Here is a 23093-nt window from a genome sequence, read left to right as displayed (position 1 = left end):
GATGCCGGCCGTTGCCACTCCAACCGTGCCGCCGCCCACGCTGGACAATCCGGCCGGCGGGGCCCTGGGCCTCATCTTCACCACGTTGCCAGCGCTGCTGCGGCTGAGCTGCGGGCTGTTCGGCGCGGCGGTGGCCGTGTCGGTGCAGACCCCGCCGGTGCGGCAGGCGGTGCTGCTGCCCGCTGTGGCAGTGCTGACCGGCTGGTCCCTCTGGTACGCACACCGCGCGTTGCGCCACGGCATCGGCCCCGTCCTCGTCGGCGGCGACGTGGCGGTCACCGCGCTGACCTGCCTGCTCATCCCGGTGTTGGTGGCGCCCGAGGTGCTGCCCGGCGAGGGCAGTTGGATCGCCGTGCTGGCCAGCACCACGGTGATCAACACCCAGGCCACGACCTCGGCACGCTGGTCGATCCCGGCCGGGCTACTCGTGATAGCCACCTACGTGACCGGGGCGCAGGCCGCCGGCAACCCCACCGAGGCTCGGGCGCACGCGGCCACGCTACTGGCGCAGACCGCCTGCACGGCGATGATGGCGGCGGTCATGCGCCGACGCATCGGTCGGGCGGACCGCGCCTTCGTCGAACACCAGCGGCTGACCCGGGAGGCGTTGGTCGCGCGCGCCGCCCGCGAGGCCGAACGCCAGCAGAACCGCGACCTGCACGACACGGTGCTCGGGACGCTGACCATGGTGGGGCTGGGCGCGGTGGCTGGGCCTTCTGCCGTCTTCCGGGACCGTTGCGCGGCCGACCTGCGTACCCTCGTCACGCTCAGCGACGTCGGCCCGGTGGCCGGTGACGGCCCGGTGCCGCTCGACGGGCGGTTGCGGTTGGTGGTCGGCCGGCTACCCGAGCTTGAGGTACGACTGGACCTGGCCTCCTGTGCCGTCCCGGTTGGCGTGGCAGACGCGATCAGCGAGAGCGCCTACGCGGCGCTGTCCAACGTGGTCCGGCACGCGCCCGGCGCCGGGGTCACGCTGCGGCTGAACCGCGACGCCATCGGCGTCGTGGTCGAGGTCGCCGACGACGGTCCCGGCTTCGACCTGGCCACAGTCCCCCCGCACCGGTACGGGTTGCGCGAGTCGATCCGTGGCCGGATGGCCACTGTCGGTGGCCGGGCCGACGTGCACTCGGCCGTCGGTTCGGGCACCCGGATTCGGCTGGAGTGGCCCGGTGTCGGCTGACCTGAACGCCCCGGCGCACCCCACCGACGCGCCGGAGACACCGAGACGGACCAGCGTTCCGACGCCCCGGGAGCCGGACTCTCCCGCGGCGCTCGCCGCTCCGGCCGCCGTGGCGCACGCGTCCGACCGGGGTGCCCGGATCGCCGCCGTCGCCATCGCGTTGGCCTGGCACGTCGCGATCGCGCTGCCGGCGGTGCTGTCCGCCCGTGCGGAGTTCGCCGCGCCGGCGGTGGTGCTCGGCGCCTGGATACTGGTCGCCGTGACCGGCGCGGTGGCCGGCGTACGGCTGCTGCGAGGCTCGCCGCTGCCGCCATGGCCGCTGGCCGGGCTGCTGCTGGTCGTCGACGCGGCCGTCTTCGCCGCGGCAGGTGAGCGGCAGTTGTTCACCGCCGCCAACTGGGTGTGGGGCACGCTCGGCTGGTTCTTCGTGCTGGCGGTGTGGGGTCGGCGCGTCGTGGGGCTGATCGCGCTCCTCAGCACCCACGCGTTGATCGCCCTGGTCGCCGTGCTCGGGCACGGCCCCGACCCCGCCGACGTGGCCCGCTACGTGATGTACGTCTACGGCACGTTCTCCCTGCCGGTGGCGGTCTTCGTGGGCAGCACCGTCATCGTCGGCCTGGCTCGGGAACGGGCCGCCGTCTCGGCCGCCGGTCACGCGATGGCGGCGGAGCGGGATGCCGCCGAACGGGGCCTTCGGGAACGCCGGGACCGGCTCGCCCTGGTCAGCTCGGCGGCCGGGCGGGTCCTCGGGGACCTGGCCGCCGGCCAGGCCGACCCGGACGACCCGGAGGTGCAGCGCCTGTGCATGCTGGCCGCCGCCCGGCTGCGCCGGCTGATCGCCGAGTCCGACGATGTGCCCGACCCGCTGTTGCACGAGTTGCGAGCCGCCGCCGACGTGGCGGAACGCAACGGCCTTCCGATCGACCTGGTCACCATCGGCACCCCGCCGCCGCTGCCGGTGGGGGTCCGCCGCCGGCTGGCCGACCCGCTCACCAGCACCCTCGCCGACGCCCGGGGATGGGCGCGCCTGACAGTGGTCTCCGGCCCGGACGAGGTGGTGGTCAGCCTTGTCACACCGGACCGGGAGGGGCCGGAGTCGACCGGCCCGCCTCCCGGGGAGCACGACGACGGGCCGGTGCAGTACCTCTACGAACGGGACGGGAACATCAGATGGGCGCAGACCCGGTGGCGGCGGTGACCGGCGATCGACCGGTCGGGGTGGCGATCGTCGACGACCATCCGGTGGTGGTCGAGGGGGTCCGCGCCTGGCTCGCCACCGAGCCTCGCCTGACGGTGCTCGCCACCGGCGACGACCCGGACGCGGTGCTGCGGGCGGCGCCGGGCGCTGACGTCATCCTGCTCGATCTGCGACTGCACGGGCGGATGGCATTGGACAAGTTGGCCGAGCTGAGCGCCGCCGGGCGGCGGGTGGTGGTCTATTCGGAGCACACCGACCCGCAGACGATGCTCGCCGCGCTGGACGCCGGGGCGGTGGCGTTCCTCGCCAAGCACGAGGGCCGGGAACACTGCGTGGAAACGGTGCTGGCCGCCGCGAGCGACCGCCCGTACGTGCCGCCGGCGCTGGCCGGTGCGATGGTCGGCGACCCACGGCCGGACCGGCCGATGTTGTCCGACAAGGAGCGTGAGGCGCTGCTGCTCTGGTTCCAGTCGATGTCCAAGGCGTCGGTGGCCCGGCGGATGCAGATCAGCGAGCACACCGTGAAGCAGTACGTCGACCGGGCGCGGATCAAGTACACCCGGGCGGGGCGACCAGCCGCCACAAAGGCGGCACTACTCGCCCGTGCGATCGAGGACGGTCTCGTCCGCCCGGAGGAGATCGGCATCTACCGGTCACAGGCGACACACGACCGGCCGACCCCCTAACAGGCGTCATGACAGGGGCGCTGCGGTCCGGAAGGCTTCAGGACACAGCCAGCTGACCGGAAGGTCGTGACGATGCACGCCGACGCGTCCCCCTTCTTCATCGGTCCCCACCGGTTCGACGCCCCCGACGACGACGTGGGCCCGACCCTGGACCGCCGCTACAACCTGCGCCCGACGCCCGGCGAGCGGTTGCTCGGGCGACACCGGCTGCTGGTCGCGGGCTACCTGCTCGGGCCGAGCGAGGTGCGACGCCGTTGGCAGTTGCCCGAGCCGGTCGCGGTGACCGTCACCGACCAGCGGATCTGCTGGGTGGGCAGTGGCTCACAGCTGTCGCTGGTCGCCGACGGCACGCACCGGGCCCGGCCGCCGGCTCGACTGAACGGCCTGATGAGCGGTCAGATCCGCTGGCAGTGGCCGTCCCGGTTGGAGCTGCCGACGAGCGCGCCGGACGCCCCGGCGCAGTTGCTGATCGTCTGCGACGCGCTGCGCACCATTCAGCAGCCGGCGTTGGCCCTCAGCGGAACGACCGCCGAGGTCGTGGCGCTGGCTCGGCAGGTTCGCCGGGCGGTTGCCATGTTCCGGCTCAACCGTCCACAACTTGTCGACCTCTCGGCCCAGGAGCGCGACGTGCTGCTGCTGCGGGCCGGCCCCGGCCTGCTCGCCGGCGACACCCGGATCACGCTGCCCGGCTCGTTGCCGGTGGAGTTCCACTCCCGGGACGACTACTACCGATCAAGACCGGATCCGACCTCGTGGGGCGGGCTCGCAGGCGGCGCAGCATCCGGGCATCGGTGAAACCGACAGTCCGGGCGGCTGCTTCCACTGTGGTGCCATGCCCGATCAGGTGCTCGGCCCGCTCCACCCGGAGCAGCTGCTGGTAGCCGAGCGGGGTCAGGCCGGTGCTCGCCCGGAAGAGCCGGGTCAGGGTTCGTTCGGCCACACCGCCGGCGGCGGCCAGTTCGGCCAGCGGCAGGGGCTCGGCGTACCGGCTGTCGATCAGATCCTGCACCCGGTGCACCGAATCGGACAGGTGTGAGCGGTGCCGCATCAACGCGCTGGCCTGCGGCTCGTGCCCGTTGCGGCGGGCGTAGACGACAAGCGTGCGGGCGATCTTCGCGGCGGTCGCCGGGCCGTGCCGGGTCGCCACCAGGTGCAACGCCACGTCGATGCCGCTGGCGATGCCCGCCGAGGTGACCACCCGGTCGTCCACCACGTACAGCACATCGCGGACGACCTGGGCCGCCGGATGCCGGCGGGCCAGGTCGTCCTGCACCTCGTGGTGGGTGGTGCAGCGTCGGCCGTCGAGCAGCCCGGCCCGCCCTAGCGCGTACGCACCGGCGCAGACACTGGCCACGGTGCCACCGGCCGCGTGGTGCTCGGCGAGCCGTCGCAGGTCGCCGGACGACACCGGTCCCTGCGGCCCGTGCGCCGCCGGCCGCCAACCGGGCACGATCACCAGGTCGTCCGGGGCCAGCTCCGGCCACCGGGTGTCGGCCACCAGCGGTACGCCCTGCACTGTGGGCACCTGCTCGCGCTCCGCGACGTAGTGCAGCTGATAGTCGTACCCGAGGTCGGCGGCGCTGGAGAAGACCTGGGCCGGCCCGGCGAGGTCCAGCAGATGCAGCTGTGGGACCAGCAGGAAGCTGACCCGGGTCACGGCGTCAGCCCCGGCTGCCGGTGAGGGTCGCGCCGGTGACCTCGTCCACTGTTCGGATGGTCGCGAAGCGGCCAGCCAGCGCGTACTCGGTGCGGGTCACGATCTCCTCGTTCGTCAGGGTGCGCGGGTCGGCGAGGATCTCCTCGACGGTGGCGGTCTCCGGCAGGTCCCGGTGTGGGATGGGAAAGGTCAGCGTGGCGTCGGTGACGACTGTCATCCGATAGCCGAGGTCCGCGCCGACCCGGGCGGTGGTCTCCACGCACTGCTCGGTGCGGATGCCACAGACGGTGAGGTCGGTGATGCCCGCCTGGGTGAGCAGTTGCTGGAGGTTCGTCGTGGTGAAGGCGTTGTGCGCGGTCTTGACCAGCGTCGGCTCACCGTCGGCGGGGACCAGACCGTCGATCAGCCTGACGTACCCGAGGGCGGGGTCGAACAACCCGCCAGTGCCGGGCTCGGAGTGCAGGACCCAGACCACAAGGTCGCCGCGGTCCCGGGCGGCGGTCACCAGGCGGTCGACCTGGCTGATCATGTCGGGGTTGGAGCCGTACGCCCAGATCGGGCGCTGACGGAAGGATTCCTGCACGTCGATCACGACGAGTGCTGCTCTGCTCATGACGTCGATCCTGGTCGGACGGCGTTCGCGCCGGCAGACACCATCCTGACCGGATGCGGAACGATCCGGCCAACCAGGGCGTGTGCCGAAGCCCCTGGGCGGCCTGCGGCGGGCCGAGGACTTCGACACACGCCTTCACCGTCAGGCGCTGGGCGCGCGCTGTTCGGCGGCGGCGTCCAGAGCGGCGGCCTCCTCCGGTGTGGGCGCGCTGCCGCCCAGGTGCGCGGGCTGCCACCAGGTGTCGTCCGGGCCGGCGGGGGTGTCCGGATAATCCCGTTGCGCCCGCTCGACGAGGGCGCTGAGGCGGGTGGTCAGCTCGGCCGCCAGCACGTTCGGGTCCGGGAAGTCCGCCGGGTTGATCGGCTCGCCGATCAGGATGGTGATCGGCGTGTGCCGACGGGTCAGAGTGCGCGGGCGGCCCTTGGTCCAGAGGCGCTGGGTGCCCCACAACGCGACAGGCAGCACCGGCACCTTCGCCGAGCGTGCCATCCGCACCGTGCCGCTCTTGAGCTCCTTGACGGTGAACGACCGGCTGATCGTCGCCTCGGGGAAGACGCCGACGACCTCGCCCCGCTTTAGCGCGCCCACGGCAGCCCGGAACGAGGCCGCGCCGGCCTGCCGGTCCACCGGAATGTGCCGCATCCCGCGCATCAGCGGGCCGGAGATCTTGTGCGTGAAGACCGAATCCTTGGCCATGAAGCGGACCAGCCGGCCCGACGCGTTCGCGCCCAGACCGGCGAAGATGAAGTCGAGGTAGCTGACGTGGTTGCTGGCCAGCACCGCCCCGCCCGTGCGGGGTACGTGGTGGGCGCCCTCAATGGTGATCTTCAGGTCGAGGACCCGGAACAGCGTCTTGGCGGCGGCGATAACGGGCGGGTACACGAGCTCCGGCATTCGCAGAATCTACCCTGACCGGCTGGGGATCGGCTGGGTGGAGAACCGGCGGCGACGCGGGTGGCGCGCCACCGCCGGCTCGGCGGCCCAATCGGTCAGTCGCCGAGATTGTCCAGGTCCAGTCGACCCCGGGCGAACGCGTCCACCCGGCCCCAACGACCGGGGATGTCCAGCACCTCGATGCGACCCATCCCCACCGGCAGCCGTGGCTCGACCGCCAGGTGACCCTCGTGCGGCTCCAGACCGAGCATGGTGCGCAGCAGCAACAGCGGCGTACCGGTCGACCAAGCCTGCGGACTGCACGCCGTCGGATACTCAACCGGGAACTTGGTCAGCTCTCGCGGATAGCCGCCGAACGCCTCCGGCAACCGGCCGTCGAAGTACGTGGCCGCGTCCAGGATGCCGTTGGCGATGGTCGCGGCCTCCTCGGCGAAGCCGTAGCGGCGCAGGCCCCAGGCGATGAACGAGTTGTCGAACGGCCAGATCGTGCCGTTGTGATAGCCGATGGGGTTGTAGCGGGCCTCCCCCTCGGCGAGGGTGCGCACCCCCCAGCCGGAGAAGAGCCGCGGCCCGACCAGGTGCGCGGCGAGCTTCTCCGCCCGCTCAGGTTCGACGATGCCACTCCACAGCAGGTGGCCGATGTTGGAGCTGAGGATGTCGCACTGCCGGCCGTCCGGGTCCAGGGCCAGGGCGAAGTACTCGCCGTCGTCCACCCACCAGTCCCGGTTGAACCGCTCCTTCAGCTCTGCCGCCTCCCGCTCCAACTGGTCGGCGAACTCCGGGTCACCCCAGAACTCCCGCGCCAGTCGGGCCGCGCGGATCTTCGCGTCGTACGCGTACCCCTGCACCTCGCAGGTGGCCCGTGGGAACGGTGGCAGCGTGCCGTCGGAGTAGGAGATCGAGTCCCAGGAGTCCTTCCAGCACTGGTTCTCCAAGCCGGTGTCGGTGTTGCGTCGCTCGTACCAGATGTAGCCGGTGCCGACCAGGTCGGCGTAGTTGTCGATCCACCTCAGCGCCGCCCGGGACTCCTGCTCCAACTCCTTGACCAGCGCCACGTCCCCGCTCCACCGCTCATACTCGTCGAGCAGCACGATGAACAGCGGCGTCGCGTCGACCGAGCCGTAGTACGGCGAGTGTGGCTGCTCCTCGAAGGCCGCGGTCTCGCCGTAGCGCATCTCGTGCAGGATGCGCCCCGGATCCTCGTCCCGGAAGTCGTCGAACCGGCTGCCCTGCAGGGACGCCAGGATGCGCAGCGTCGTCTTCGACAACTGCGGGGTGAACGGCAGTGTCTGCAGGCAGGTGAGGATGCTGTCCCGGCCGAACATGGTCATGAACCAGGGCAGACCGGCGGCGGGCAGGGTGGCGCCGCCCAGCGACAGCGGCGAGAAGCGCAGCGCCGCCAGGTCGATCAGACTGCGCCGGTACGTGCTGGCCACCCGGCCGTGCTCGCTGTTGACCTTCGGTGCGTCGGCGATCCACTTCTCCAGGTCGTGCTGGAGGGCGAGCCGCTCGGTGCCGTGCATGCGCAGCCCGAACCGCAGATCCCGGCCGCCGGGCCCGACCGCGTGGGTCTGGACGTCGATCGAGGCGTCCCACTGCTCGTTGGGCTCCAGGTGCACCGTGTAAACGAAGCCCTTGCTGTCGTACCGGGCCGACATCGACGACGAGATGACCGTCTCCCGCCGGAAGTTCCCCCGCCGGTACCCCAGCCGCAGCCGGTCCGACTCCACCTCGGTGTAGATCTCGCCCTTCTTGTTCAGGATCTCGTCCTTGACCTGGAACAGGTCGGCGAAGTCCGACGCCGCGTCCATCCGCACTTCCAGGTCGACCGGCTTCTCGTCGTGGTTGAGGATGGTCAACTGCTCACAGAAGCTGCCGCCCACTGTGCGCTCCCGGATGATCGACAGCTTCGCGTCCACGTAGTGCGTGGCCATCCCCGGGACCAGGAAGAATCGCGACTCGAAGTACTGCAGGTCGTCGTAGGAGAGCGAGTTGAGTCGCTCGCCGTTGACGGTCAGCACCCAGGTCGACAGGAACCGGGTGTCGATGGAGAAGAGTCCGGTGGGTTCGCTCGGCGTCGCCTCGATGTCACCGGTGTCCTCACAGACGACGAACGTGTTGCCGTCCAGGATCCGGATCGTGTTGCTCTGCCCCATCAGTGCACCTCCCCGGCGAATCGTCGACGCGGCCCGCGGGCGTCCGGGGAACCCGGAAAGATCCGCTCCACCTGTACGACGAGACGAGCGTCACCGGCCACCGTCATGTCCCCCCGCAACAGCGCGGCCAGGCCGTGCTCGCGCCCCGAGGCGATGTCGTCGAAGAGGACCGGGCTCGCCCCGATCACCGTGTCGGCCTCCTGGTCCTCCTGACTGACGTTCAGTCGACCGTGGTCGATCCGCAGCAGCCAGTGCCGGGTCTGCGCCCCCTCGTGCAGGTCGATCCGCAGCGTCCCGGAGGTCTTGGCCAGCAGGGGTTCGTACCCCCGCCGGTCCAGGTCCTCGAAGAACCTCGTGGTCGCGTCCACCATCGGGTCCACTCCTCCCAGTTGCCGGACCGGGGATCCCACCCACCGCGCTCGCGTCGCACGGACGGCCGGCGTTGCACGTCCCCGCACGGGTCCCCGCCGCTCCCCCGCTCAACCTCGCCCAATTCGGGTGAACCCCCGGCCCCTCCCCCTACCCCCGCCTCGACGCCGGTGATCAAGAGGTTTGCGTCACCGTCTTCGGAGTGTCGTGACGCAAACTTCTTGATCAACCAGGGGGGTGGGGACGCCACAGCGCCGGCCCTCCCGGACGGGAGAGCCGGCGCGTGCCGCGGCGGACGGGTCAGTTGTTCGGGTCGTCGGCGCTGATGTCGGCCAGGACCGACTGCGGTTCGCGCTCGACCGCGAGGTCACCCATCGACACCAGGCCGATCAGGCGCCCGTCGTCGATCACCGGAAGTCGGCGTACGGCGTACGTCCGCATCAGGTCCGCGGCGGCCACGGCATCGTCGTACTGACTCACCGTGATCACGTCGCGAGTGGTGATCTGGCTCAACCGGGTCGAACCCGGGTCCATGTTCTCCGCGACACCGCGGACCGTGATGTCCCGGTCCGTGACGATGCCGACCACGCTGTCGCCGTCGGTCACCACCACATCGCCGATCGCGCTGTCACGCATCTCCTGCGCGGCTGCGATGAGCGTGTCGTTGCCGTCCATCGTCACCAACCGGGTCGTCATGAACTCTCCGACCGTTGTCATGGTGCTCCCCTCTCGGTGTCGGCACGGCCCGTCTACCCGCCGCCCGGGAGCGGGTAACGCCGACGGCCCCGGCCTATCCGCGTGGGTGTCGCAGGCGTCGCAGTTCGTAGAGACCGCTGCTGGTCAGGCTGTAGAACGCCGGCAGCAGCAGGAAGATCACCAACGCGAACAGCGGGCCGGTCAGGAATCCGACCAGGATCGCCAGCGCGTACCCCAGGAGACCGATCGCGGCCCGGGCCCGTTCGGCCGGGAAGAACCGCTGCGGCACCGTCTGGTCCAGCAGATCGTGGTGCCGAGCGAGGTAGTGGTACAGCCCCAGCCAGCTCACCGAGACCAGCACGCCGACCAGACCGTAGACGACCACGCCGGTGCGCTGGTCCGCCTTGTCGCCGTCCCGCATGGCCTGCGAGACGACCGAGGTGGCGAACGGCAGCAAAGCGGTGCTGAACAGCACTGCGAGGTTGTACCACTGGAGGGCCTTTCCGCTGTTCACCACCCGATTGAAGGCGGCTCGGTGGTTCAGCCAGCCCACCGCCACGTACACGTACGACGTGACATAGGCGAGATACGCCGGCCACTGCTCGACCAGCGCGTGCAGAAGCTGACCGCGGCCGACCCGAGGCGGCTGGAGGTCGAGCACCAGCAGCGTGATGATGATGGCGAAGACCCCGTCGCTGAACGACAGCAGCCGGGAGGTTTCCCGCCGCAGGGTCGGGCCAGCAGGGCCCGTCCCTTCGCTGCTCGTGCCGGCTCCCATCGCCCACCCCCTCCCCGACGTCCCGCAACGGCGAAGTGCCGCGGTATACCCGTCGACGGGCGGCACACCCGCCCACCGGCGGCGCGCGTCGACTCCGCTGCCTACCGTGGGCGGATGATGACGGGCGAGGAGGAACTGCGGGAACTGGTCGCCGGCAACAATTGGCTGACCCGGGCGCTGACTGTGGTGCGGGACTCCGGGCTGCCGGACGCCTGGATCGGCGCGGGCGCACTGCGCGACCTGGTCTGGGGCGAGCGGTACGGCGACGGGTTCGACCCGGCTCGGGTCCGCGACGTGGACGTGGTCTTCTTCGACCCGGCGAGGCTGAGCCGCGTCGACGACGACCGGGCCACCGCCCGGCTGGCGGGGCTGTGGCCACAGCCGCCGTGGCAGGCGCGCAACCAGGCGGCGGTGCACACCTGGTACGCGGCCACGTTCGGCGGCGACCCGATCGAGCCGTACCGGAGCGTGGCCGAAGCGGTCGCCACCTGGCCGGAGTACGCGACGGCGGTGGCCGTCCGGCTGGACCCCGCCGGTCGGCTCAAGGTCTGCGCCCCGTACGGCCTGACGGATCTGCTGGGTGGGGTGTGGCGGCACAACCCGGCCCGGGTGGACGTGGCCCAATCGCGGCAGCGGTTGGCCCGGCACCGGCCGGCGCAGCGTTGGCAGGGCGTGACAGTGATCGAGCCGGGCTGACCGGCTGCGAGCGGGTCAGCCCCGAGGCGGCATGCCGTAGAGCCGATCGACGTGCAGGCGTAGCACGATGCGTCCCTCGTCGACCATGGCCTGGCGGTACTCGTCCCAGTCGGGGTGTTCGCCGCTCAGCCCCCGGTAGAGCGCCACCAACTCCTCGACTGTCTCGTCGCCGAGTTCGGTGGCCGGCGGGGACAGTTCGGCGCGACCCTCGACCACCGCGTACGCCCACCCGTCCGCACTGCCGACGTGGAAGCTGGCACGCGGGTCGCGGCGCAGGTTGGCGGTCTTGGCGCGGCCGTCGGTGACCGAGACCCGGATCAGGCCCGCGTCCCGGTCGAAGGAGTAGAGCACCGTGGACAACTGCGGACGCCCGTCCCGCTTGATGGTGGCGAGCACGCCCATCGAGCGGCCGTCCACCAGATCGGTCAACGCCTGCTGGGTGCGGTCATCCGGCATGGTGTCCTCCAGGTTGGACGATCGTCTCCGACCCATCCAAGCACGACCTGCCGGCCGCCGCGGGCGACCACCCGGAACAGCAGGGCGACCACCCGGAACGCCACCGAGCCCGCACCGACGGACGGCGCGGGCTCGGTGGTTGGGTGACCGTGCCGGTCAGCGGCGCTCGGCGGCGACCAACTCGGCGAGTTGCACCGCGTTCAACGCGGCGCCCTTGCGCAGGTTGTCGTTGGAGCAGAACAGCGCCAGCCCGTACTCGACGGTCTCGTCGGCGCGGATCCGGCCCACATAGGTCGGGTCCTGGCCGGCGGCCTGCAACGGCGTCGGAACGTCGGTCAGTGCCACACCGGGCGCGTCAGCCAACAGCTCGTGGGCGCGCTGCGGAGTGAGCGGCCCGGCGAACCGGGCGTTGATCTGGAGCGAGTGCCCGGTGAAGACCGGCACCCGGACACAGGTGCCGGAGACCTTCAGGTCGGGGATCTCCAGGATCTTGCGGCTCTCGTTGCGGAGCTTCTGCTCCTCGTCGGTCTCGAACGAGCCGTCGTCGACTATCGAACCGGCCAGCGGGAGGACGTTGAAGGCGATCGGCTGGGTGAACGAGCGGGGCGCGGGGAACTCGACTGCCGACCCGTCGAAGGCCAGCCCGGCGGCGTGCTCGGCAACCTTGCGGACCTGCTCGTCCAGCTCGGCGACGCCGGCCAACCCGGCGCCGGAGACCGCCTGGTAGGTGGAGACGACCAGGCCGACCAGGCCAGCCTCGGCGTGCAACGGACGCAGTACCGGCATCGCGGCCATCGTGGTGCAGTTCGGGTTGGCGATGATGCCCTTGGGTCGGTCCAGTGCGGCGTGCGGGTTGACCTCGGCGACCACCAGCGGCACCTGCGGGTCCATCCGGAACGCCGACGAGTTGTCGATCACCACGGCGCCGGCAGCGGCGACCCTGGGCGCCAACTCGCGAGCGGTGCCCTTACCGGCCGAGAAGAGCACGATGTCCAGCTCGGAATAGTCAGCGGTCGCGGCGTCCTCGACGGTCACCTCGCCGTCGCGCCACGGCAGCGTGCGTCCGGCGGACCGCGCCGAGGCGAACAACCGCACCTGCTCCGCTGGGAACTCCCGCTCCGCCAGCACCTGCCGCATCACGCCACCGACCTGGCCGGTGGCCCCCACAATGCCGATCCTCATGCCCGCGAGGCTACCGACCCCACCGCCGAAACCGGGACCCCTTTCCCACCCTCCGGGTCCCACCTCACACCCCACCCCCGCACCCCCTCCTCCCGTTGATCATGAAGTTATTGCCACGACACGCCGTGCCGAGTGACAACAACTTCATGATCGACGGCGCGAGGGGGTGGGGGGGCGAGGGGGCGGGCTAGGGGAGGAGATCTCCTAGGGCGGTGGCCTCCAGGTCGGCGCGGATCACTGCGGCGTCACCCTCGATGACCAGTGTGAGAGCTTCCGGGTGCAGGTGGGTGGCTGCCGCCGCGGAGACCTGGTCCACGTCGGCGGAGAGCAGCGACTCGCGCAACCGCGCGTGGTAGTCGTCCGGCAGGTCGTGCACCACCAGGGTGGTCAGCGCGGAGGCGATCGCCCGAGGGCTCTGCAACTCGACCGAGAGCTGCCCGGCCCGCCAGGAGCGGGCCACCTCCAGCTCGTCCTCGGTCACCCCGGTGGCCTGGGTACGGGTGATCTCACCCACCGCCTCGACCAGAGCCGGCGCGGTGACCGCCGTCTGCACTCCGGAACTGACCGCGAACCGACCGAACCGCCGCGACGCGGCGAAGTCGCCCCGGATGCCGTAGGTGTAGCCGTGCACCTCCCGCAGCAGGTGGTTGAGTCGGGAGGTGAACGCCCCACCGAGCACCGTGCCGGCGAGCGTCATCGGCACGTGGTCGGGGTGCGCCCGGTGTGGTGACGGGTGGCCCAGCCGCAGCGTGGACTGCACCGAGCCGGGCCGGTCCACCAGGATGATCCGGCGACCGCTGTGCAGTGGCACCTCGATCGGGCCGCCCCGCTCGGCGGGGCCACCACCGGTGCCGGCGAACGCCGCGGCGGCCAGCGCGTCAAGGTCGATCCGGTCCAGGTCACCGGCGACGATGAGGGTGCCGGGGCGCAGGAACCACTCCGAGTGGAAGACCGTGACGTCCTCCACGTCCAACCCGGCTACCGACTCCGGGTCGCCGTGCATCGGGCGTCCCCAGCGGTTCTGCGCGCCGAACAGGTCGGCGCGCAGCGCGGCGTCGGCGCGCGGGCCGGGGTTGGCCCAATCCATCCGGAGCGCTGTCGCCTCGTCGTCGCGTACCCGGCGTACGTCGGCGCTGTCGAGCCTGGGCGTCCGGACCGCCTCGGCGAGCAGTTCCACTGCCGCGCTCAGCCGGTCCACCGGGATCACCACGCTGGCCTGGAACGAGTCCCAGTCCAGACCGGTCGACAGAGCGGTGCCGAGCCCTTCGACGGCGAGCGCGTACGCGGCGGCGTCCCGCTGCGCGGTCCCCTCCTCCAACGCCTTGGCCAGCACGCCGGACAGCCCTTCCTTGCCGACCGGCTCCTGGCCCGCGCCCACGTCGAGCAGCAGCAGGGCCACGGCGAGGTTCTGCCCCGGCAGGTGTGCGGCGACGACCTGACCACCGGCTGCGGTGCGGCGGACCACCGGCGGGAACCGGTACGGGCGGGCGGCACCCGGGCCGGGACGGTCGGCGATCAGCGTCATGAGGTCTCCTCGGGCAGGTAGGTCAGGGTCACCCGGTCGGTGGCGAGCACGTCGGCGGCGGCCTCGGCGATCTGCTCGGCGGTGACCGCGAGCAGGGCCGGCAACTGCTCGGCGATGCGGGCCGGGTCACCGAACTGCGTGGTGTACCGGCCGAGCAGGTCCGCGCGGCCGTCGACGGTGGACAGCTGACGCCACCACCCGGTGCTGAGCAACGCCTTGGCCCGGTCCAGCTCGGCGGCGGTGACCGGCACGGTGGCCAGCTCGTCGACGACCTCGGCCAGCCCTTCGGCCAGCCGCTCGGCGCTCACCCCGGGGCGGGCGGTGGCGGTGGCGATCAGCGGTGCCGGGGCGTGTGCGAGGTCCACCCCGTACGCCCCGACCAGGTCCGGTTGCGCGATCCGCTCGCCGTCGGCGAGGCGCTGGTAGAGCCGGCTGCCCCGGCCGCTGCCCAGGATGGTGGCGAGCACGGTGATCACGTTGTATCCCGGGCTGCCGAACGGGTAGCTGCGGTGGGCGATGTAGACCCGTGGCGCCGGCACGTCGGCGCTCACCGACTCGACGGCCGTCTGCCCGGTGGCGGGGACGTTGCGGCCGTCCGGTGCCGGCGGGATGTCGTCGCGGGCGGGCAGCGCGCCGAAGTACTTGTCCGCGAGCGCGAACACGTCGGAGGCGGTCGCGTCGCCGACCACTGTGAGCACCGCGTTGTTCGGCGCGTAGTAGGTCCGGTGGAACGCCTGGAAGGTGGCCAGGTCGGCGGCGTTCAGGTCGGCCATCGAGCCGATCGTCGCGTGGTGGTAGGGGTGCCCCGGCGGGTAGAGCAGCGGCAGCAACCGCAGCCACGCGTCGCCGTACGGCACGTTCTCGTAGCGCTGCCGGCGCTCGTTCTTCACCACGTCCCGCTGGTTGTCCAGCGTCTCCTGGGTGAGGGCGGGGACCAGGCCGCCCATCCGGTCGGCCTCCAACCAGAGCGCCAGCTCCAGGTGCTCGGCCGGGACCGTCTCGAAATAGTTTGTCCGGTCCGGGTTGGTGGTGGCGTTGAGCGAGCCGCCGGAGCCCTGAATCAGCTTCATGTGCTCGGTCTTCGCCACGTTCACCGAGCCCTCGAACATCAGGTGCTCGAAGAGGTGGGCGAAACCGGTCTGCCCGGCCGGCTCGTGCCGGGAGCCGACGTCGTACCAGAGGTTGACGGCCACGGCGGGCGCGGTGCGATCCTCACTCACCACCACGCGCAGGCCGTTGTCCAGTCGGGACGTCTGAATGGGCCAGGGGTAACCGCTGTCGGGCATGCCCCGACGCTATCCGATCTCGGGGGCGGAAAGGTGACGTGCCGTCGGTCGGCGAGCCGACCCGGGCGGCATCGGAGCCGCCGCGCGGGGTACCGGAGAGCAATGACCGTCACTCCGCCTCCGTCCCGGTCCGCCGGCCGGGTCGCCACCGCCGTCGAAAGCGCCAGCACCGCACTCGGCCGGCTGCGCCGTGGCCGACTGCTGCATCCGGCCGGTCGCTCGTTCGTCGGCGAGACGGTGATCTGGGGTACGCCCGGACCGCCCAGCGGGGTCGCTCTGCTGGACCAGCCCGGCCGGTACCGGACCACCGTCCGGCTCTCCAAGGGAACGCCCACACCGGGCAGTTGGCCCGACGTCCTGGGCCTCGCGCTGCGCCTGCACCACGACGACGGCCGGCCGTTCGACCTGCTGGTCAGCTCCAGCGGCGCCGCCCCGGGGCTGCGGAACCTGCCGCTGCCCAGACGCCGCTTCACCGGCACGTACAGCACGATCAGGTGCTACCGCGCGGGTCGGCGCCGCCTCTGGCTGGCCGCGCTAGCCGACCCCGACTCGGTCGACCTCGGTCGCAGCCTGGCCACGGCGGTCGCCGCGACCCGGACGGACACTCCGCGCCTGGTGCTCGCTGTCGCGTCGGCGGTGGGGCCGTGGCGACTGGTCGGGCAGGTCAGCCTCGGTGCCCAGCTCAGCGCCGAGGAGGACGCGGCGCTCGCGTTCGACCCGGTGCGCAACCTGCCACCCGAACTGCGGGTGGCAGGTCCGCTGGCCTGGCTGCGCGACCAGACCTACCGGGGGTCACGCCGAGCACGCGGGGCGACCGCTCAGTCAGGCGGTTCGACAGCCACCACTGTCTGATCCGAGGTACGACGCTCCAGCACCGTGTCCGGTGCGGCGTTCTGGTCCGCAGCACGGATGTCCGACTCGGCGAGGATGGCCTCCGCCTGCGCCTCCGGGTCGTCGCTGCCCACCGCCTCCTCCTCGGGCAGGAGGTGGTGCGCGCGGGACTCCACCCGGTCCTGATCGCTCTGCTCGTGTGTCATGGCACCCCTGTTACCCCGACCGCGCCCCCGGCACGCGATCTTCGCCCCGCATCTTGGGACGACGGGACGGGTGACCGCGCCCGGTCGGGTACGCTGGCCCGGTGACGCGTTCCTATCGATGGTTTAGGCAGCCGGCTCGCACGCCGGTGACTTCACCATGAACTGACGTCACCACGGACCGAGCCGGCTGGGCAGGAGCTGTCGTTCCTGCCCTTTTGCGTACGAGCAGCCGGCTCGTCCCGGGCACCGGCCCCGGGCACTGTCGGCGGAAGGATGCCCACCGTGACGACCCCGGAGACCGATCGGGTCAGCGATCAGCGGATCGACCGTGTCGTGCCGCTGACCACGCCCGCCCTGCTGCACCACGAGTTGCCCCTGGACGCCCCGCTCGCGTCGGCCGTGTTGACCGGCCGCCGCGCTGTCGGTCGCGTGCTGGACCGCGAGGACGACCGCCTGCTGGTGGTGGTCGGTCCCTGCTCGGTGCATGACCCGGCCGCCGCCCTGGACTACGCGCAGCGTCTTCGGACGGCAGCCGACCGGCTCGCCGACGACCTGCTGATCGTCATGCGGGTCTACTTCGAGAAGCCACGTTCCACTGTCGGTTGGAAGGGTCTGATCAACGATCCCGGCCTGGACGGCAGCGGCGACGTCAACACCGGTCTGCGGCTGGCCCGGGCGCTGCTGCTCGACGTGCTCCGCCTCGGCCTGCCGGTGGGTTGCGAATTCCTGGACCCGATCACCCCGCAGTACATCGCGGACACGGTGGCCTGGGGCGCGATCGGTGCCCGCACGGTGGAGAGTCAGGTGCACCGCCAGCTCGCCTCCGGGCTGTCCATGCCGATCGGCATGAAGAACCGCCCGGACGGCAGCATCGGCACGGCGGTGGACGCGATCCGCGCCGCCGGGGTGCCGCACGTCTTCCCCGGCATCGACTTCTCCGGCACCCCGGCGATCATGCACACCCGGGGTAACACCGACGGGCACCTCGTGTTGCGCGGTGGGGGTGGCCGACCCAACTACGACGCCGAGTCGGTCGCCGGGGCACTCGACCTGCTCCGCGCCGCCGACCTGCCGGAGCGGCTGGTGATCGACGCCAGTCACGCCAACAGCGGCAAGGATCACCGCAACCAGCCGCTGGTCGCCGCGGACGTGGCCACCCAACTGGCCGCCGGCCAGCGTGGGATCACCGGCGTGATGCTGGAGTCGTTCCTGCTGCCCGGTCGGCAGGAGCTCGACCCGACCCGGGAGCTGGAGTACGGCCGGTCGGTCACCGACGCCTGCCTGGGCTGGGACGACACCGCCGAGGTGCTCGACCACCTCGCGTCGGCCGTGCGGGCCCGTCGGGCCACCCTCCCGACGACTGTGTGACAGCCGACACCACCACCCGCGGAACACGAGCGGGGGTCGGCTCGTTGACTGGGATGTCGGTGTGTCCAGTGTCCCCGGGCCTCACCTAAATAGCCTTCGCGGAATACCGTCCGGCTGGAGCCGCGTAGTGCCACTCGCCGAGAGGCGACCTGCACACCGACACCAGCGCCGCCCCCGACTCACGAGGTCGGGGGCGGCGCTGTCCGTAGGCGGGCTACCAGCGGGACCGGGGGTGCGACAGGACCCCCGCTAACCGTTCTGCCCGGTCATACGATCGATGTGTGGGTGATATGTCAAACGAGCTGGGCGCTTTTCTGAGTGCTCGCCGGGCACTGGTGACACCGGAGCAGGCCGGCATTCCGCATGGGGGTGTACGACGCGTGCCGGGCTTGCGGCGCGAGGAGGTCGCCATGCTCGCGGGCCTGAGCGCGGACTACTACCTGCGCTTGGAACGGGGCCGTGACCGCAATCCGTCCGTGCAGGTGCTCGAGTCCATCGCACGCGTTCTGCAGCTCGACGAGGAGCACCTTGCCTATCTGCTGACGCTGGTCTCGGATTCCGCTCGAAAGCGCAGACGTCGATCCCGCAGGGAAACGGTTCCGCCGGGTGCGCTCAAACTCCTGGGCTCCCTCGTTCAGCCCGCTTTCATCGAGGGCCGGTATTTCGACATCCTGGCCTCGAACAGTCTCGCCCAGGCGCTCTCGCCAGGCCTTGTCACGGGGGGCAACCAGCTCAGGGACCTGTTCCTGAACCCCGCCGAGCAGGCGCTGCATCCGGAATGGGAAAACATCACTGAGTGCTTCGTGGCGAACCTGCGACAGGCGGTGGGCACCGACATCGACGACCCCCGGTTCATCGAGCTCACCGGAGAGCTCTCATTGGCGAGCGACAGGTTTCGCCAGCTCTGGGCACGCCACGAGGTACGCGGACAGCGCGGTACGCCGATCCGGTTCAATCACCCGCAGGTCGGGGAGCTGACCCTCAATCGTGAACGGCTGAGCATCGGCGGAGCGGATGGCCTGATGCTCGTCGTCTACCACGCCGACGCCGGGTCCGGTGACGCCGAGAAGTTGAGTCTCCTTGCCTCCGCCGGTCTACCCGCCGGCCGCGAGCCACGACCGGCCCAGCCCTCCCGGACCTGAAATGTGCCGGTGGCAAGTTGCGGGCGATCAGAGGGGGTCCTGTCAGACCCCGGTCTGAAGAGGGCTCCGGGTACGCCGACCTGCCGTGGTTAGCGTTCGGAACATGACCGTCACACTGATCACCGGGGCCAACAAGGGCATTGGCTTCGAGACCGCCAGACAGCTTCTGGCGTTGGGGCACGAGGTCTACATCGGCGCGCGGGATGTCGAGCGGGGTGAGAAAGCCGCGGCCGCGCTCGGGTCGCGGTTCGTCCAGCTCGATGTGACAAACGATGCCTCTGTGCGCAGCGCGTTGGCGACGATCGACTCGGCCGAGGGCCGACTCGACGTCCTCGTGCACAACGCCGGCATCCTGGAGACCGACCTCGACGGGCCGGCGGCCCTGCGCTCGTTCGACACGAACGCGGTAGGGATCGTGCGCGTCACGGAGGCAGCGCTGCCCCTGCTCCGCAGGTCGTCCAATCCCACAGTCGTCACCGTTTCGAGCAGCGCCGGATCGTTCTGGGCGGTGACCAATCCCGAGCGGCCCGAGTTCGGTCTGCCGCTCGCGCTGTATTCGGCGTCCAAGTCCGCGGCCACCATGCTGACCGTGCAGTACGCGAAATCCCAGCCGGGCATCAAGTTCAACGCTCTCGAACCAGGCCCCACCGCCACCGACATGACCGCCGCCTTCGGTATCGGGCGGCCGGTGGAGGAGAGCGCCCGCCAGGTGGTGCGCCTGGCGACACTGGGCCCGAGCGGACCGACGGGGACCTTCCAGGACGAGGCAGGGGAACTGCCCTGGTGAGCAGGCGGCACCGTGGGTACGTGGGCCGACAGGCGTGACGTTTGACCGATTCCGCGCCGGGTAGCTGATCGACGTGACCGACGACGCATCCATGACCGGCGAGCCGGACACCCGGGCCCTCGACGATCTGCTCGACGGCATCTTCAGGGCGCAGGAGCGGGTCGAGCAGGCAGAGATCTACCGCCAGGCGGTGGCTGCCGAACTCCCGCCGGAGCTGCTCGCCCGCATCAACGCGCTCCCTGAGGGTGAGTACGCGGTCGACGAGGTAAGCGACCTGCTGGGCGGTTCGGTCGGCTGAGCGACCGCAGAAGGGACACCGACATGACGCACCACGAGAACCACGACGAGAAGGTGCCGGCGCTGGGTCAGCCCCCGAAGGGCAGGGACACCACACCCGAGCCGGACTTCGCCAACGAGCACGACCGCACGGCGGTGGATCGGGACATCATCACCGGGGCGGACGAGGACGAACGGGAGCCGGAGTCGCCGCACGGTTGGTCCGGCATGCAACGTTGAGGCGTACACGAAAGGGGGGCCGGTGTCTGCCGGCCCCCCTTTCGCGTCCTGCTCGTCAGTCGTCCTGGTGCCCGCCCTCGGCGGCCTGCTGCGCCGTCGCGTAGGCCATCTGGAGGAAGTCGGATGCGGCGACCGCCGTCAGCGCGGTCGCGACCAGGCGGGTGAGCCGGGGCGCGAGCACCAGGCCACCGGTCAGCCCGGTAGCCACCCAGACCGCCAGGCAGAACGGGCAGCTCAGCAGCTCGCCGATGGCGTGCCGGGTGGGGCTGCCCGAGTCGCGGACCTGCTCCATCACCTCACCGCTGCCGATCGGACGGTCGTAGCGGGTGAACGGCGCCCGCAACGGGCTGGTCACCGCGTCCTTGGACAGCAACCGGCTCAGCTTGTGCGTGGCGATGGAGAGCAGCACCACGTCGGACGCCGCGGGACGCTCCGGCACCGGTCGGCCGGTCGCCTTGACCAGGCCGGCGAGAGCCCCGGTCACCCCGGCGTAGGCGCCCATCGCCACCAGGTAGCCGCCGAGCGGCCGGTGCTCGTGCGGCGCGTACGCCCGGCGCAGCCGGGCCGCCTTGTGTCGCAGGCCAGTGTCGCTCACCCGATCTCCTCACGTGTGTCGTGGTGGTGGTGTGGGAACGGTGTCCCGCGCGGCCGGCTCAGCCGGCCTGGAGGTTGTCGGCGACCTCGCGTGCCAGGTTGGTGAGCGCCTCGTCGGCCAGCTGGTCCGGGCCGGGCCCGCCGGACCCGTCGGCCAGGTCCAGCTGGATCCGGGCGCCACCGGAATCGGCCGGCTCCACCCGGATCTCGGCGGACCAGTCGTCGGCGTCGACGTCGCCCCAGCGGGCACGCAGTTCCTCGCCGCTGATCTCCGCGGCGGGGCTGCCGTCGCCGCGCAGCGGCTCCGGCAGCCAGGCCGAGGCACGGTCGGGGTCGGTGGCCGTGCTGAAGACCACCTCGGGTGGCGCGGACATACCGCGCACGGCGCGCGCCGGCATCAGGCGTCCCGCAGGCGGCTGGGGTCGACCTCGCGACCGGGGTGTCGGGCCAGGTACTCGGTCTCCAGCTCCGCCGTGCGCCGGAGGTGGTTCGCGAGTGCGGAGTCCGCCGCGTGCCGCAGGGTGTCCAGGCGGGTTCGGTGCAGGCTGTGCATCTCGCGGATCAGGTCCTCGTCGGTCAGCTCCGTCGGGTCGATGCCGAGCAGGTCGCCGTCGAGGCCGGGAGCGCCGGCCGGGTCGTCGAGCTGATCGCCGCCCCACTCGGGCACCCGCTGCTCCGGGCTCATATCCGCACTGCCGCTGGACGCAAAGCCGTCCTCACGTACCGATCCGGTCATGATCGCCCCCCTTGATCTCGTTTGGGCTGGCGTCTAGACGATTGCCCAGGCGCGGTGTTGCCAAACCAAGCCGGCGGGGCGACGACTACGACACGGTGTCGGAGACCGGTAACGTCCCCGGTACCCTCAATGTCATGAGGCGGCTCTGGACCCCGGCGTGGATAGCGCGCCACGTGGCCATGGTCGTGCTGGTCGTGGGCTTTTTGGGGCTGGGCTGGTGGCAGATCAGCCGGGCCGCCGCCGGCAACAGCCTGAGCTGGGGGTACGCGGTCGAGTGGCCGATCTTCGCCGGCTTCGTGGTCTACGTCTGGTGGCGTGAGGTGAAGCTGGCCCGCCGCAAGGCGGTGGAGGCCGATGCTCCGCCTGCGGATCCGGCCGTCGAGCCGGCGCCGACGGTCACCACCGGGTCCCGACCGGCGGTACGCCGCCCGGTGCGGGTGTCCCGCGTGCCGGCCGGCGGCGATGTCGTCGAGGACACCGACCTGGCCGCCTACAACCACTACCTGTCATGGTTGAACGCCAATCCGGGCGCCCGGCCCGGTGACTATCCCGGCTGAGCCGGGCTCGGAAGGACGGACGAAGGTGGGCGCTGCCCTTACCCGGTACCGCGTGATCGCCTGGATCGTGGGCGTGGTGCTGATCCTGCTGGTCGTGATCGGCATGCCGCTGAAGTACGCGTTCGACAACCCGGTCGTCGTGGAGACGATCGGGCCGGCGCACGGCTTCCTCTACATGATCTACCTGGTGGCCGCGTTCGACCTGAGCCGCCGAGCTGACTGGCCGCTGAAGCGGATGCTGCTGGTGATGCTGGCCGGCACGGTGCCGTTCGTCTCGTTCTACGCCGAGCGCCGGGTCAGCGCCTGGGTGGCCGCGCCGCAGGAGGAACGGGCTCCGGAGCCGGTGGCCGGCTGAGCTTGCTGAACGGCCGGTGGGCCGGCACGGCTCCGGCCCACCGCCAGCGGGTCATCGGTTGGGCCGCCACGGGTCCGCTTCGGCGAGCGGGTCCACCCAACTGCCGTAGCGGTTGACCTCCCGGGCCCGCAGCAGCGACCGGGTGACCTGGCCGAACTGCCGTTCGTCATCGGCGCTGAACAGCAGCACCTCCGAGCCTTGGTACCACCCCCACAGTTCGTGCGGCGGCGGGCGCCAGCGATCGCCGACCACTGCGAGAGCGGCCGGGAGCAGGAACACGGCGCCGAGGATCAGGTACGCCCCTGCGGTGAGGCGGTGCAGACCGCCGGTGAAGCCGAGGAGCACCCCCACGCCGCCGAGCATGCTGGCGGTGATGACCACGGCCCGGACGGCGATCCGGTCGTGCGGGCCCCGGGTGGTACGCAGATGGGTCAGGTCGGCGACCCGGTAACTGTTCCGACCGACGGTGAACCGGTCGACGGTCACGATGATGCCGGGCCGCGCGTACAGCAGTGTCGACCGGGCGCCCGGCACCGTTCGCGGCGGTCGCGTCTTTGCGCCTTCACGATTCACGGTTCCTCCCGAAGGGGACGGTTGGCCGAGTGGCCCCGCTGGCGACAGTCATCGCT

General features: G+C 71.3%; 29 protein-coding genes. 13 read left to right on the top strand and 16 right to left on the bottom strand.

Going from position 1 to position 23093, the window contains the following annotated elements; translation table 11 throughout:
- Position 1: 1 nt before the first annotated feature.
- From AB0B98_RS27725 to AB0B98_RS27710, 4 genes are all read left to right on the top strand, one after another.
- Positions 2 to 1180 carry an ATP-binding protein gene (locus tag AB0B98_RS27725; RefSeq protein ID WP_357366536.1) on the top strand — a complete coding sequence of 393 codons (1179 nt, stop codon included), beginning with the start codon at positions 2 to 4 and terminating at the stop codon, positions 1178 to 1180.
- A complete protein-coding gene (locus AB0B98_RS27720) occupies positions 1170 to 2378 on the top strand; it encodes a hypothetical protein (RefSeq protein ID WP_357366433.1) in 1209 nt (402 codons plus the stop codon). The genes AB0B98_RS27725 and AB0B98_RS27720 overlap by 11 nt, the downstream gene beginning before the upstream one ends.
- On the top strand, positions 2351 to 3064 hold the full coding sequence (locus AB0B98_RS27715) for a response regulator transcription factor (RefSeq protein WP_357281976.1): 714 nt from the start codon (positions 2351 to 2353) through the stop codon (positions 3062 to 3064). The genes AB0B98_RS27720 and AB0B98_RS27715 overlap by 28 nt, the downstream gene beginning before the upstream one ends.
- Before the next feature lie 72 nt (positions 3065 to 3136).
- Entirely contained in the window at positions 3137 to 3859 is a 723-nt protein-coding gene (locus AB0B98_RS27710; RefSeq protein WP_357281974.1) for a hypothetical protein, read from the top strand.
- Here AB0B98_RS27710 and AB0B98_RS27705 read toward each other — a convergent pair.
- From AB0B98_RS27705 to AB0B98_RS27675, 7 genes are all read right to left on the bottom strand, one after another.
- Positions 3741 to 4721 carry a DJ-1/PfpI family protein gene (locus AB0B98_RS27705; RefSeq protein WP_357366431.1) on the bottom strand — a complete coding sequence of 327 codons (981 nt, stop codon included), beginning with the start codon at positions 4719 to 4721 and terminating at the stop codon, positions 3741 to 3743. The two genes, AB0B98_RS27710 and AB0B98_RS27705, sit on opposite strands and share 119 nt — an antisense overlap.
- A 4-nt stretch (positions 4722 to 4725) precedes the next feature.
- Complete coding sequence (locus tag AB0B98_RS27700; protein WP_357366430.1) at positions 4726 to 5334, bottom strand: isochorismatase family protein; 609 nt, start codon at positions 5332 to 5334, stop codon at positions 4726 to 4728.
- Between the two features lie 141 nt (positions 5335 to 5475).
- Positions 5476 to 6228 carry a lysophospholipid acyltransferase family protein gene (locus AB0B98_RS27695; protein ID WP_238670436.1) on the bottom strand — a complete coding sequence of 251 codons (753 nt, stop codon included), beginning with the start codon at positions 6226 to 6228 and terminating at the stop codon, positions 5476 to 5478.
- A 95-nt stretch (positions 6229 to 6323) separates the two neighbouring features.
- Positions 6324 to 8384 (bottom strand): glycogen debranching N-terminal domain-containing protein, encoded by a 2061-nt coding sequence (locus AB0B98_RS27690; protein ID WP_357366427.1) that lies wholly within the window; start codon positions 8382 to 8384, stop codon positions 6324 to 6326.
- Complete coding sequence (locus AB0B98_RS27685) at positions 8384 to 8755, bottom strand: SCP2 sterol-binding domain-containing protein (protein WP_238670438.1); 372 nt, start codon at positions 8753 to 8755, stop codon at positions 8384 to 8386. The genes AB0B98_RS27690 and AB0B98_RS27685 overlap by 1 nt, the downstream gene beginning before the upstream one ends.
- Before the next feature lie 298 nt (positions 8756 to 9053).
- Positions 9054 to 9470 carry a CBS domain-containing protein gene (locus AB0B98_RS27680; protein ID WP_091405600.1) on the bottom strand — a complete coding sequence of 139 codons (417 nt, stop codon included), beginning with the start codon at positions 9468 to 9470 and terminating at the stop codon, positions 9054 to 9056.
- 73 nt (positions 9471 to 9543) lie between these two features.
- The gene (locus AB0B98_RS27675) at positions 9544 to 10227 is read right to left on the bottom strand and encodes a TMEM175 family protein (protein WP_357366425.1); all 684 of its coding nucleotides are present in this window, start codon (positions 10225 to 10227) and stop codon (positions 9544 to 9546) included.
- Between the two features lie 114 nt (positions 10228 to 10341).
- On the opposite strand from AB0B98_RS27675, the gene AB0B98_RS27670 reads away from it, so the two are divergent.
- Positions 10342 to 10923, top strand: coding sequence for a nucleotidyltransferase family protein (locus AB0B98_RS27670; protein ID WP_357366424.1), 582 nt, complete (start codon positions 10342 to 10344; stop codon positions 10921 to 10923).
- A gap of 15 nt (positions 10924 to 10938) precedes the next feature.
- Here the strand turns inward: AB0B98_RS27670 and AB0B98_RS27665 are convergent, their stop codons facing one another.
- From AB0B98_RS27665 to AB0B98_RS27650, 4 genes are all read right to left on the bottom strand, one after another.
- On the bottom strand, positions 10939 to 11379 hold the full coding sequence (locus tag AB0B98_RS27665; RefSeq protein ID WP_357366534.1) for a PPOX class F420-dependent oxidoreductase: 441 nt from the start codon (positions 11377 to 11379) through the stop codon (positions 10939 to 10941).
- 156 nt (positions 11380 to 11535) lie between these two features.
- On the bottom strand, positions 11536 to 12561 hold the full coding sequence (locus AB0B98_RS27660; RefSeq protein ID WP_238670442.1) for an aspartate-semialdehyde dehydrogenase: 1026 nt from the start codon (positions 12559 to 12561) through the stop codon (positions 11536 to 11538).
- A gap of 187 nt (positions 12562 to 12748) precedes the next feature.
- Positions 12749 to 14086, bottom strand: a complete 1338-nt coding sequence (locus tag AB0B98_RS27655; RefSeq protein WP_238670443.1) for a pitrilysin family protein — start codon at positions 14084 to 14086, stop codon at positions 12749 to 12751.
- The gene (locus AB0B98_RS27650) at positions 14083 to 15372 is read right to left on the bottom strand and encodes a pitrilysin family protein (protein ID WP_357281954.1); all 1290 of its coding nucleotides are present in this window, start codon (positions 15370 to 15372) and stop codon (positions 14083 to 14085) included. Before AB0B98_RS27650 ends, AB0B98_RS27655 begins: the two co-directional genes overlap by 4 nt.
- A gap of 102 nt (positions 15373 to 15474) precedes the next feature.
- On the opposite strand from AB0B98_RS27650, the gene AB0B98_RS27645 reads away from it, so the two are divergent.
- Positions 15475 to 16224, top strand: a complete 750-nt coding sequence (locus tag AB0B98_RS27645; protein WP_357366422.1) for a phosphodiesterase — start codon at positions 15475 to 15477, stop codon at positions 16222 to 16224.
- Here AB0B98_RS27645 and AB0B98_RS27640 read toward each other — a convergent pair.
- Positions 16191 to 16409, bottom strand: coding sequence for a hypothetical protein (locus tag AB0B98_RS27640; RefSeq protein ID WP_238670446.1), 219 nt, complete (start codon positions 16407 to 16409; stop codon positions 16191 to 16193). The two genes, AB0B98_RS27645 and AB0B98_RS27640, sit on opposite strands and share 34 nt — an antisense overlap.
- Positions 16410 to 16682: 273 nt before the next feature.
- On the opposite strand from AB0B98_RS27640, the gene AB0B98_RS27635 reads away from it, so the two are divergent.
- The 5 genes from AB0B98_RS27635 to AB0B98_RS27615 all read left to right on the top strand — a co-directional run bounded on the left by AB0B98_RS27635 (position 16683) and on the right by AB0B98_RS27615 (position 20222).
- Complete coding sequence (locus AB0B98_RS27635) at positions 16683 to 17777, top strand: 3-deoxy-7-phosphoheptulonate synthase (protein ID WP_357366420.1); 1095 nt, start codon at positions 16683 to 16685, stop codon at positions 17775 to 17777.
- A gap of 290 nt (positions 17778 to 18067) precedes the next feature.
- Positions 18068 to 18919 carry a helix-turn-helix transcriptional regulator gene (locus AB0B98_RS27630; protein WP_357366532.1) on the top strand — a complete coding sequence of 284 codons (852 nt, stop codon included), beginning with the start codon at positions 18068 to 18070 and terminating at the stop codon, positions 18917 to 18919.
- 103 nt (positions 18920 to 19022) lie between these two features.
- Entirely contained in the window at positions 19023 to 19706 is a 684-nt protein-coding gene (locus tag AB0B98_RS27625; RefSeq protein WP_238670448.1) for an SDR family NAD(P)-dependent oxidoreductase, read from the top strand.
- Between the two features lie 91 nt (positions 19707 to 19797).
- The gene (locus AB0B98_RS27620) at positions 19798 to 20004 is read left to right on the top strand and encodes a hypothetical protein (RefSeq protein WP_238670581.1); all 207 of its coding nucleotides are present in this window, start codon (positions 19798 to 19800) and stop codon (positions 20002 to 20004) included.
- Between the two features lie 23 nt (positions 20005 to 20027).
- A complete protein-coding gene (locus tag AB0B98_RS27615; RefSeq protein WP_196919419.1) occupies positions 20028 to 20222 on the top strand; it encodes a hypothetical protein in 195 nt (64 codons plus the stop codon).
- Positions 20223 to 20277: 55 nt separating this feature from the next.
- On the opposite strand, the gene AB0B98_RS27610 is transcribed toward AB0B98_RS27615, so the two are convergent.
- Genes AB0B98_RS27610 through AB0B98_RS27600 form a run of 3 tightly spaced genes read right to left on the bottom strand, consistent with a single transcriptional unit; the run spans position 20278 to position 21552 of the window.
- Positions 20278 to 20817, bottom strand: a complete 540-nt coding sequence (locus AB0B98_RS27610) for a DUF1360 domain-containing protein (RefSeq protein WP_238670450.1) — start codon at positions 20815 to 20817, stop codon at positions 20278 to 20280.
- 58 nt (positions 20818 to 20875) lie between these two features.
- Positions 20876 to 21214, bottom strand: coding sequence for a hypothetical protein (locus tag AB0B98_RS27605; protein ID WP_357281941.1), 339 nt, complete (start codon positions 21212 to 21214; stop codon positions 20876 to 20878).
- Positions 21214 to 21552 (bottom strand): DUF6158 family protein, encoded by a 339-nt coding sequence (locus AB0B98_RS27600; RefSeq protein ID WP_357281939.1) that lies wholly within the window; start codon positions 21550 to 21552, stop codon positions 21214 to 21216. Before AB0B98_RS27600 ends, AB0B98_RS27605 begins: the two co-directional genes overlap by 1 nt.
- 134 nt (positions 21553 to 21686) lie before the next feature.
- Between AB0B98_RS27600 and AB0B98_RS27595 the strand changes: the two genes are divergently transcribed.
- Both AB0B98_RS27595 and AB0B98_RS27590 read left to right on the top strand, forming a co-directional pair.
- Positions 21687 to 22109: a hypothetical protein gene (locus AB0B98_RS27595; protein WP_357366417.1), complete on the top strand. Its 423-nt coding sequence runs from the start codon at positions 21687 to 21689 to the stop codon at positions 22107 to 22109.
- A 25-nt stretch (positions 22110 to 22134) separates the two neighbouring features.
- Entirely contained in the window at positions 22135 to 22464 is a 330-nt protein-coding gene (locus AB0B98_RS27590) for a DUF3817 domain-containing protein (protein ID WP_238670454.1), read from the top strand.
- Between the two features lie 51 nt (positions 22465 to 22515).
- Here the strand turns inward: AB0B98_RS27590 and AB0B98_RS27585 are convergent, their stop codons facing one another.
- A complete protein-coding gene (locus AB0B98_RS27585) occupies positions 22516 to 23037 on the bottom strand; it encodes a DUF6232 family protein (RefSeq protein WP_238670455.1) in 522 nt (173 codons plus the stop codon).
- Between the last annotated feature and the right edge of the window lie 56 nt (positions 23038 to 23093).

The sequence above is a fragment of the Micromonospora sp. NPDC048947 genome, from assembly GCF_040649495.1.
In the GTDB taxonomy this organism is placed as follows: domain Bacteria; phylum Actinomycetota; class Actinomycetes; order Mycobacteriales; family Micromonosporaceae; genus Micromonospora; species Micromonospora alfalfae.
Note: the sequence above shows the minus strand (reverse complement) of the source record. Positions and strands in the feature narration are given on the sequence as shown.

What these genes read in the sequence shown, in the direction of transcription:
- AB0B98_RS27725 (WP_357366536.1), top strand. Translation starts at nt 2, where the DNA reads ATGCCGGCCGTTGCCACTCCAACCGTGCCGCCGCCCACGCTGGACAAT.
- AB0B98_RS27715 (WP_357281976.1), top strand. Translation starts at nt 2,351, where the DNA reads ATGGGCGCAGACCCGGTGGCGGCGGTGACCGGCGATCGACCGGTCGGG.
- AB0B98_RS27710 (WP_357281974.1), top strand. Translation starts at nt 3,137, where the DNA reads ATGCACGCCGACGCGTCCCCCTTCTTCATCGGTCCCCACCGGTTCGAC.
- AB0B98_RS27700 (WP_357366430.1), bottom strand. Translation starts at nt 5,334, where the DNA reads ATGAGCAGAGCAGCACTCGTCGTGATCGACGTGCAGGAATCCTTCCGT.
- AB0B98_RS27695 (WP_238670436.1), bottom strand. Translation starts at nt 6,228, where the DNA reads ATGCCGGAGCTCGTGTACCCGCCCGTTATCGCCGCCGCCAAGACGCTG.
- AB0B98_RS27690 (WP_357366427.1), bottom strand. Translation starts at nt 8,384, where the DNA reads ATGGGGCAGAGCAACACGATCCGGATCCTGGACGGCAACACGTTCGTC.
- AB0B98_RS27685 (WP_238670438.1), bottom strand. Translation starts at nt 8,755, where the DNA reads ATGGTGGACGCGACCACGAGGTTCTTCGAGGACCTGGACCGGCGGGGG.
- AB0B98_RS27680 (WP_091405600.1), bottom strand. Translation starts at nt 9,470, where the DNA reads ATGACAACGGTCGGAGAGTTCATGACGACCCGGTTGGTGACGATGGAC.
- AB0B98_RS27675 (WP_357366425.1), bottom strand. Translation starts at nt 10,227, where the DNA reads ATGGGAGCCGGCACGAGCAGCGAAGGGACGGGCCCTGCTGGCCCGACC.
- AB0B98_RS27670 (WP_357366424.1), top strand. Translation starts at nt 10,342, where the DNA reads ATGATGACGGGCGAGGAGGAACTGCGGGAACTGGTCGCCGGCAACAAT.
- AB0B98_RS27665 (WP_357366534.1), bottom strand. Translation starts at nt 11,379, where the DNA reads ATGCCGGATGACCGCACCCAGCAGGCGTTGACCGATCTGGTGGACGGC.
- AB0B98_RS27660 (WP_238670442.1), bottom strand. Translation starts at nt 12,561, where the DNA reads ATGAGGATCGGCATTGTGGGGGCCACCGGCCAGGTCGGTGGCGTGATG.
- AB0B98_RS27655 (WP_238670443.1), bottom strand. Translation starts at nt 14,086, where the DNA reads ATGACGCTGATCGCCGACCGTCCCGGCCCGGGTGCCGCCCGCCCGTAC.
- AB0B98_RS27650 (WP_357281954.1), bottom strand. Translation starts at nt 15,372, where the DNA reads ATGCCCGACAGCGGTTACCCCTGGCCCATTCAGACGTCCCGACTGGAC.
- AB0B98_RS27645 (WP_357366422.1), top strand. Translation starts at nt 15,475, where the DNA reads ATGACCGTCACTCCGCCTCCGTCCCGGTCCGCCGGCCGGGTCGCCACC.
- AB0B98_RS27640 (WP_238670446.1), bottom strand. Translation starts at nt 16,409, where the DNA reads ATGACACACGAGCAGAGCGATCAGGACCGGGTGGAGTCCCGCGCGCAC.
- AB0B98_RS27635 (WP_357366420.1), top strand. Translation starts at nt 16,683, where the DNA reads ATGCCCACCGTGACGACCCCGGAGACCGATCGGGTCAGCGATCAGCGG.
- AB0B98_RS27630 (WP_357366532.1), top strand. Translation starts at nt 18,068, where the DNA reads ATGTCAAACGAGCTGGGCGCTTTTCTGAGTGCTCGCCGGGCACTGGTG.
- AB0B98_RS27625 (WP_238670448.1), top strand. Translation starts at nt 19,023, where the DNA reads ATGACCGTCACACTGATCACCGGGGCCAACAAGGGCATTGGCTTCGAG.
- AB0B98_RS27620 (WP_238670581.1), top strand. Translation starts at nt 19,798, where the DNA reads ATGACCGGCGAGCCGGACACCCGGGCCCTCGACGATCTGCTCGACGGC.
- AB0B98_RS27615 (WP_196919419.1), top strand. Translation starts at nt 20,028, where the DNA reads ATGACGCACCACGAGAACCACGACGAGAAGGTGCCGGCGCTGGGTCAG.
- AB0B98_RS27605 (WP_357281941.1), bottom strand. Translation starts at nt 21,214, where the DNA reads ATGCCGGCGCGCGCCGTGCGCGGTATGTCCGCGCCACCCGAGGTGGTC.
- AB0B98_RS27600 (WP_357281939.1), bottom strand. Translation starts at nt 21,552, where the DNA reads ATGACCGGATCGGTACGTGAGGACGGCTTTGCGTCCAGCGGCAGTGCG.
- AB0B98_RS27595 (WP_357366417.1), top strand. Translation starts at nt 21,687, where the DNA reads ATGAGGCGGCTCTGGACCCCGGCGTGGATAGCGCGCCACGTGGCCATG.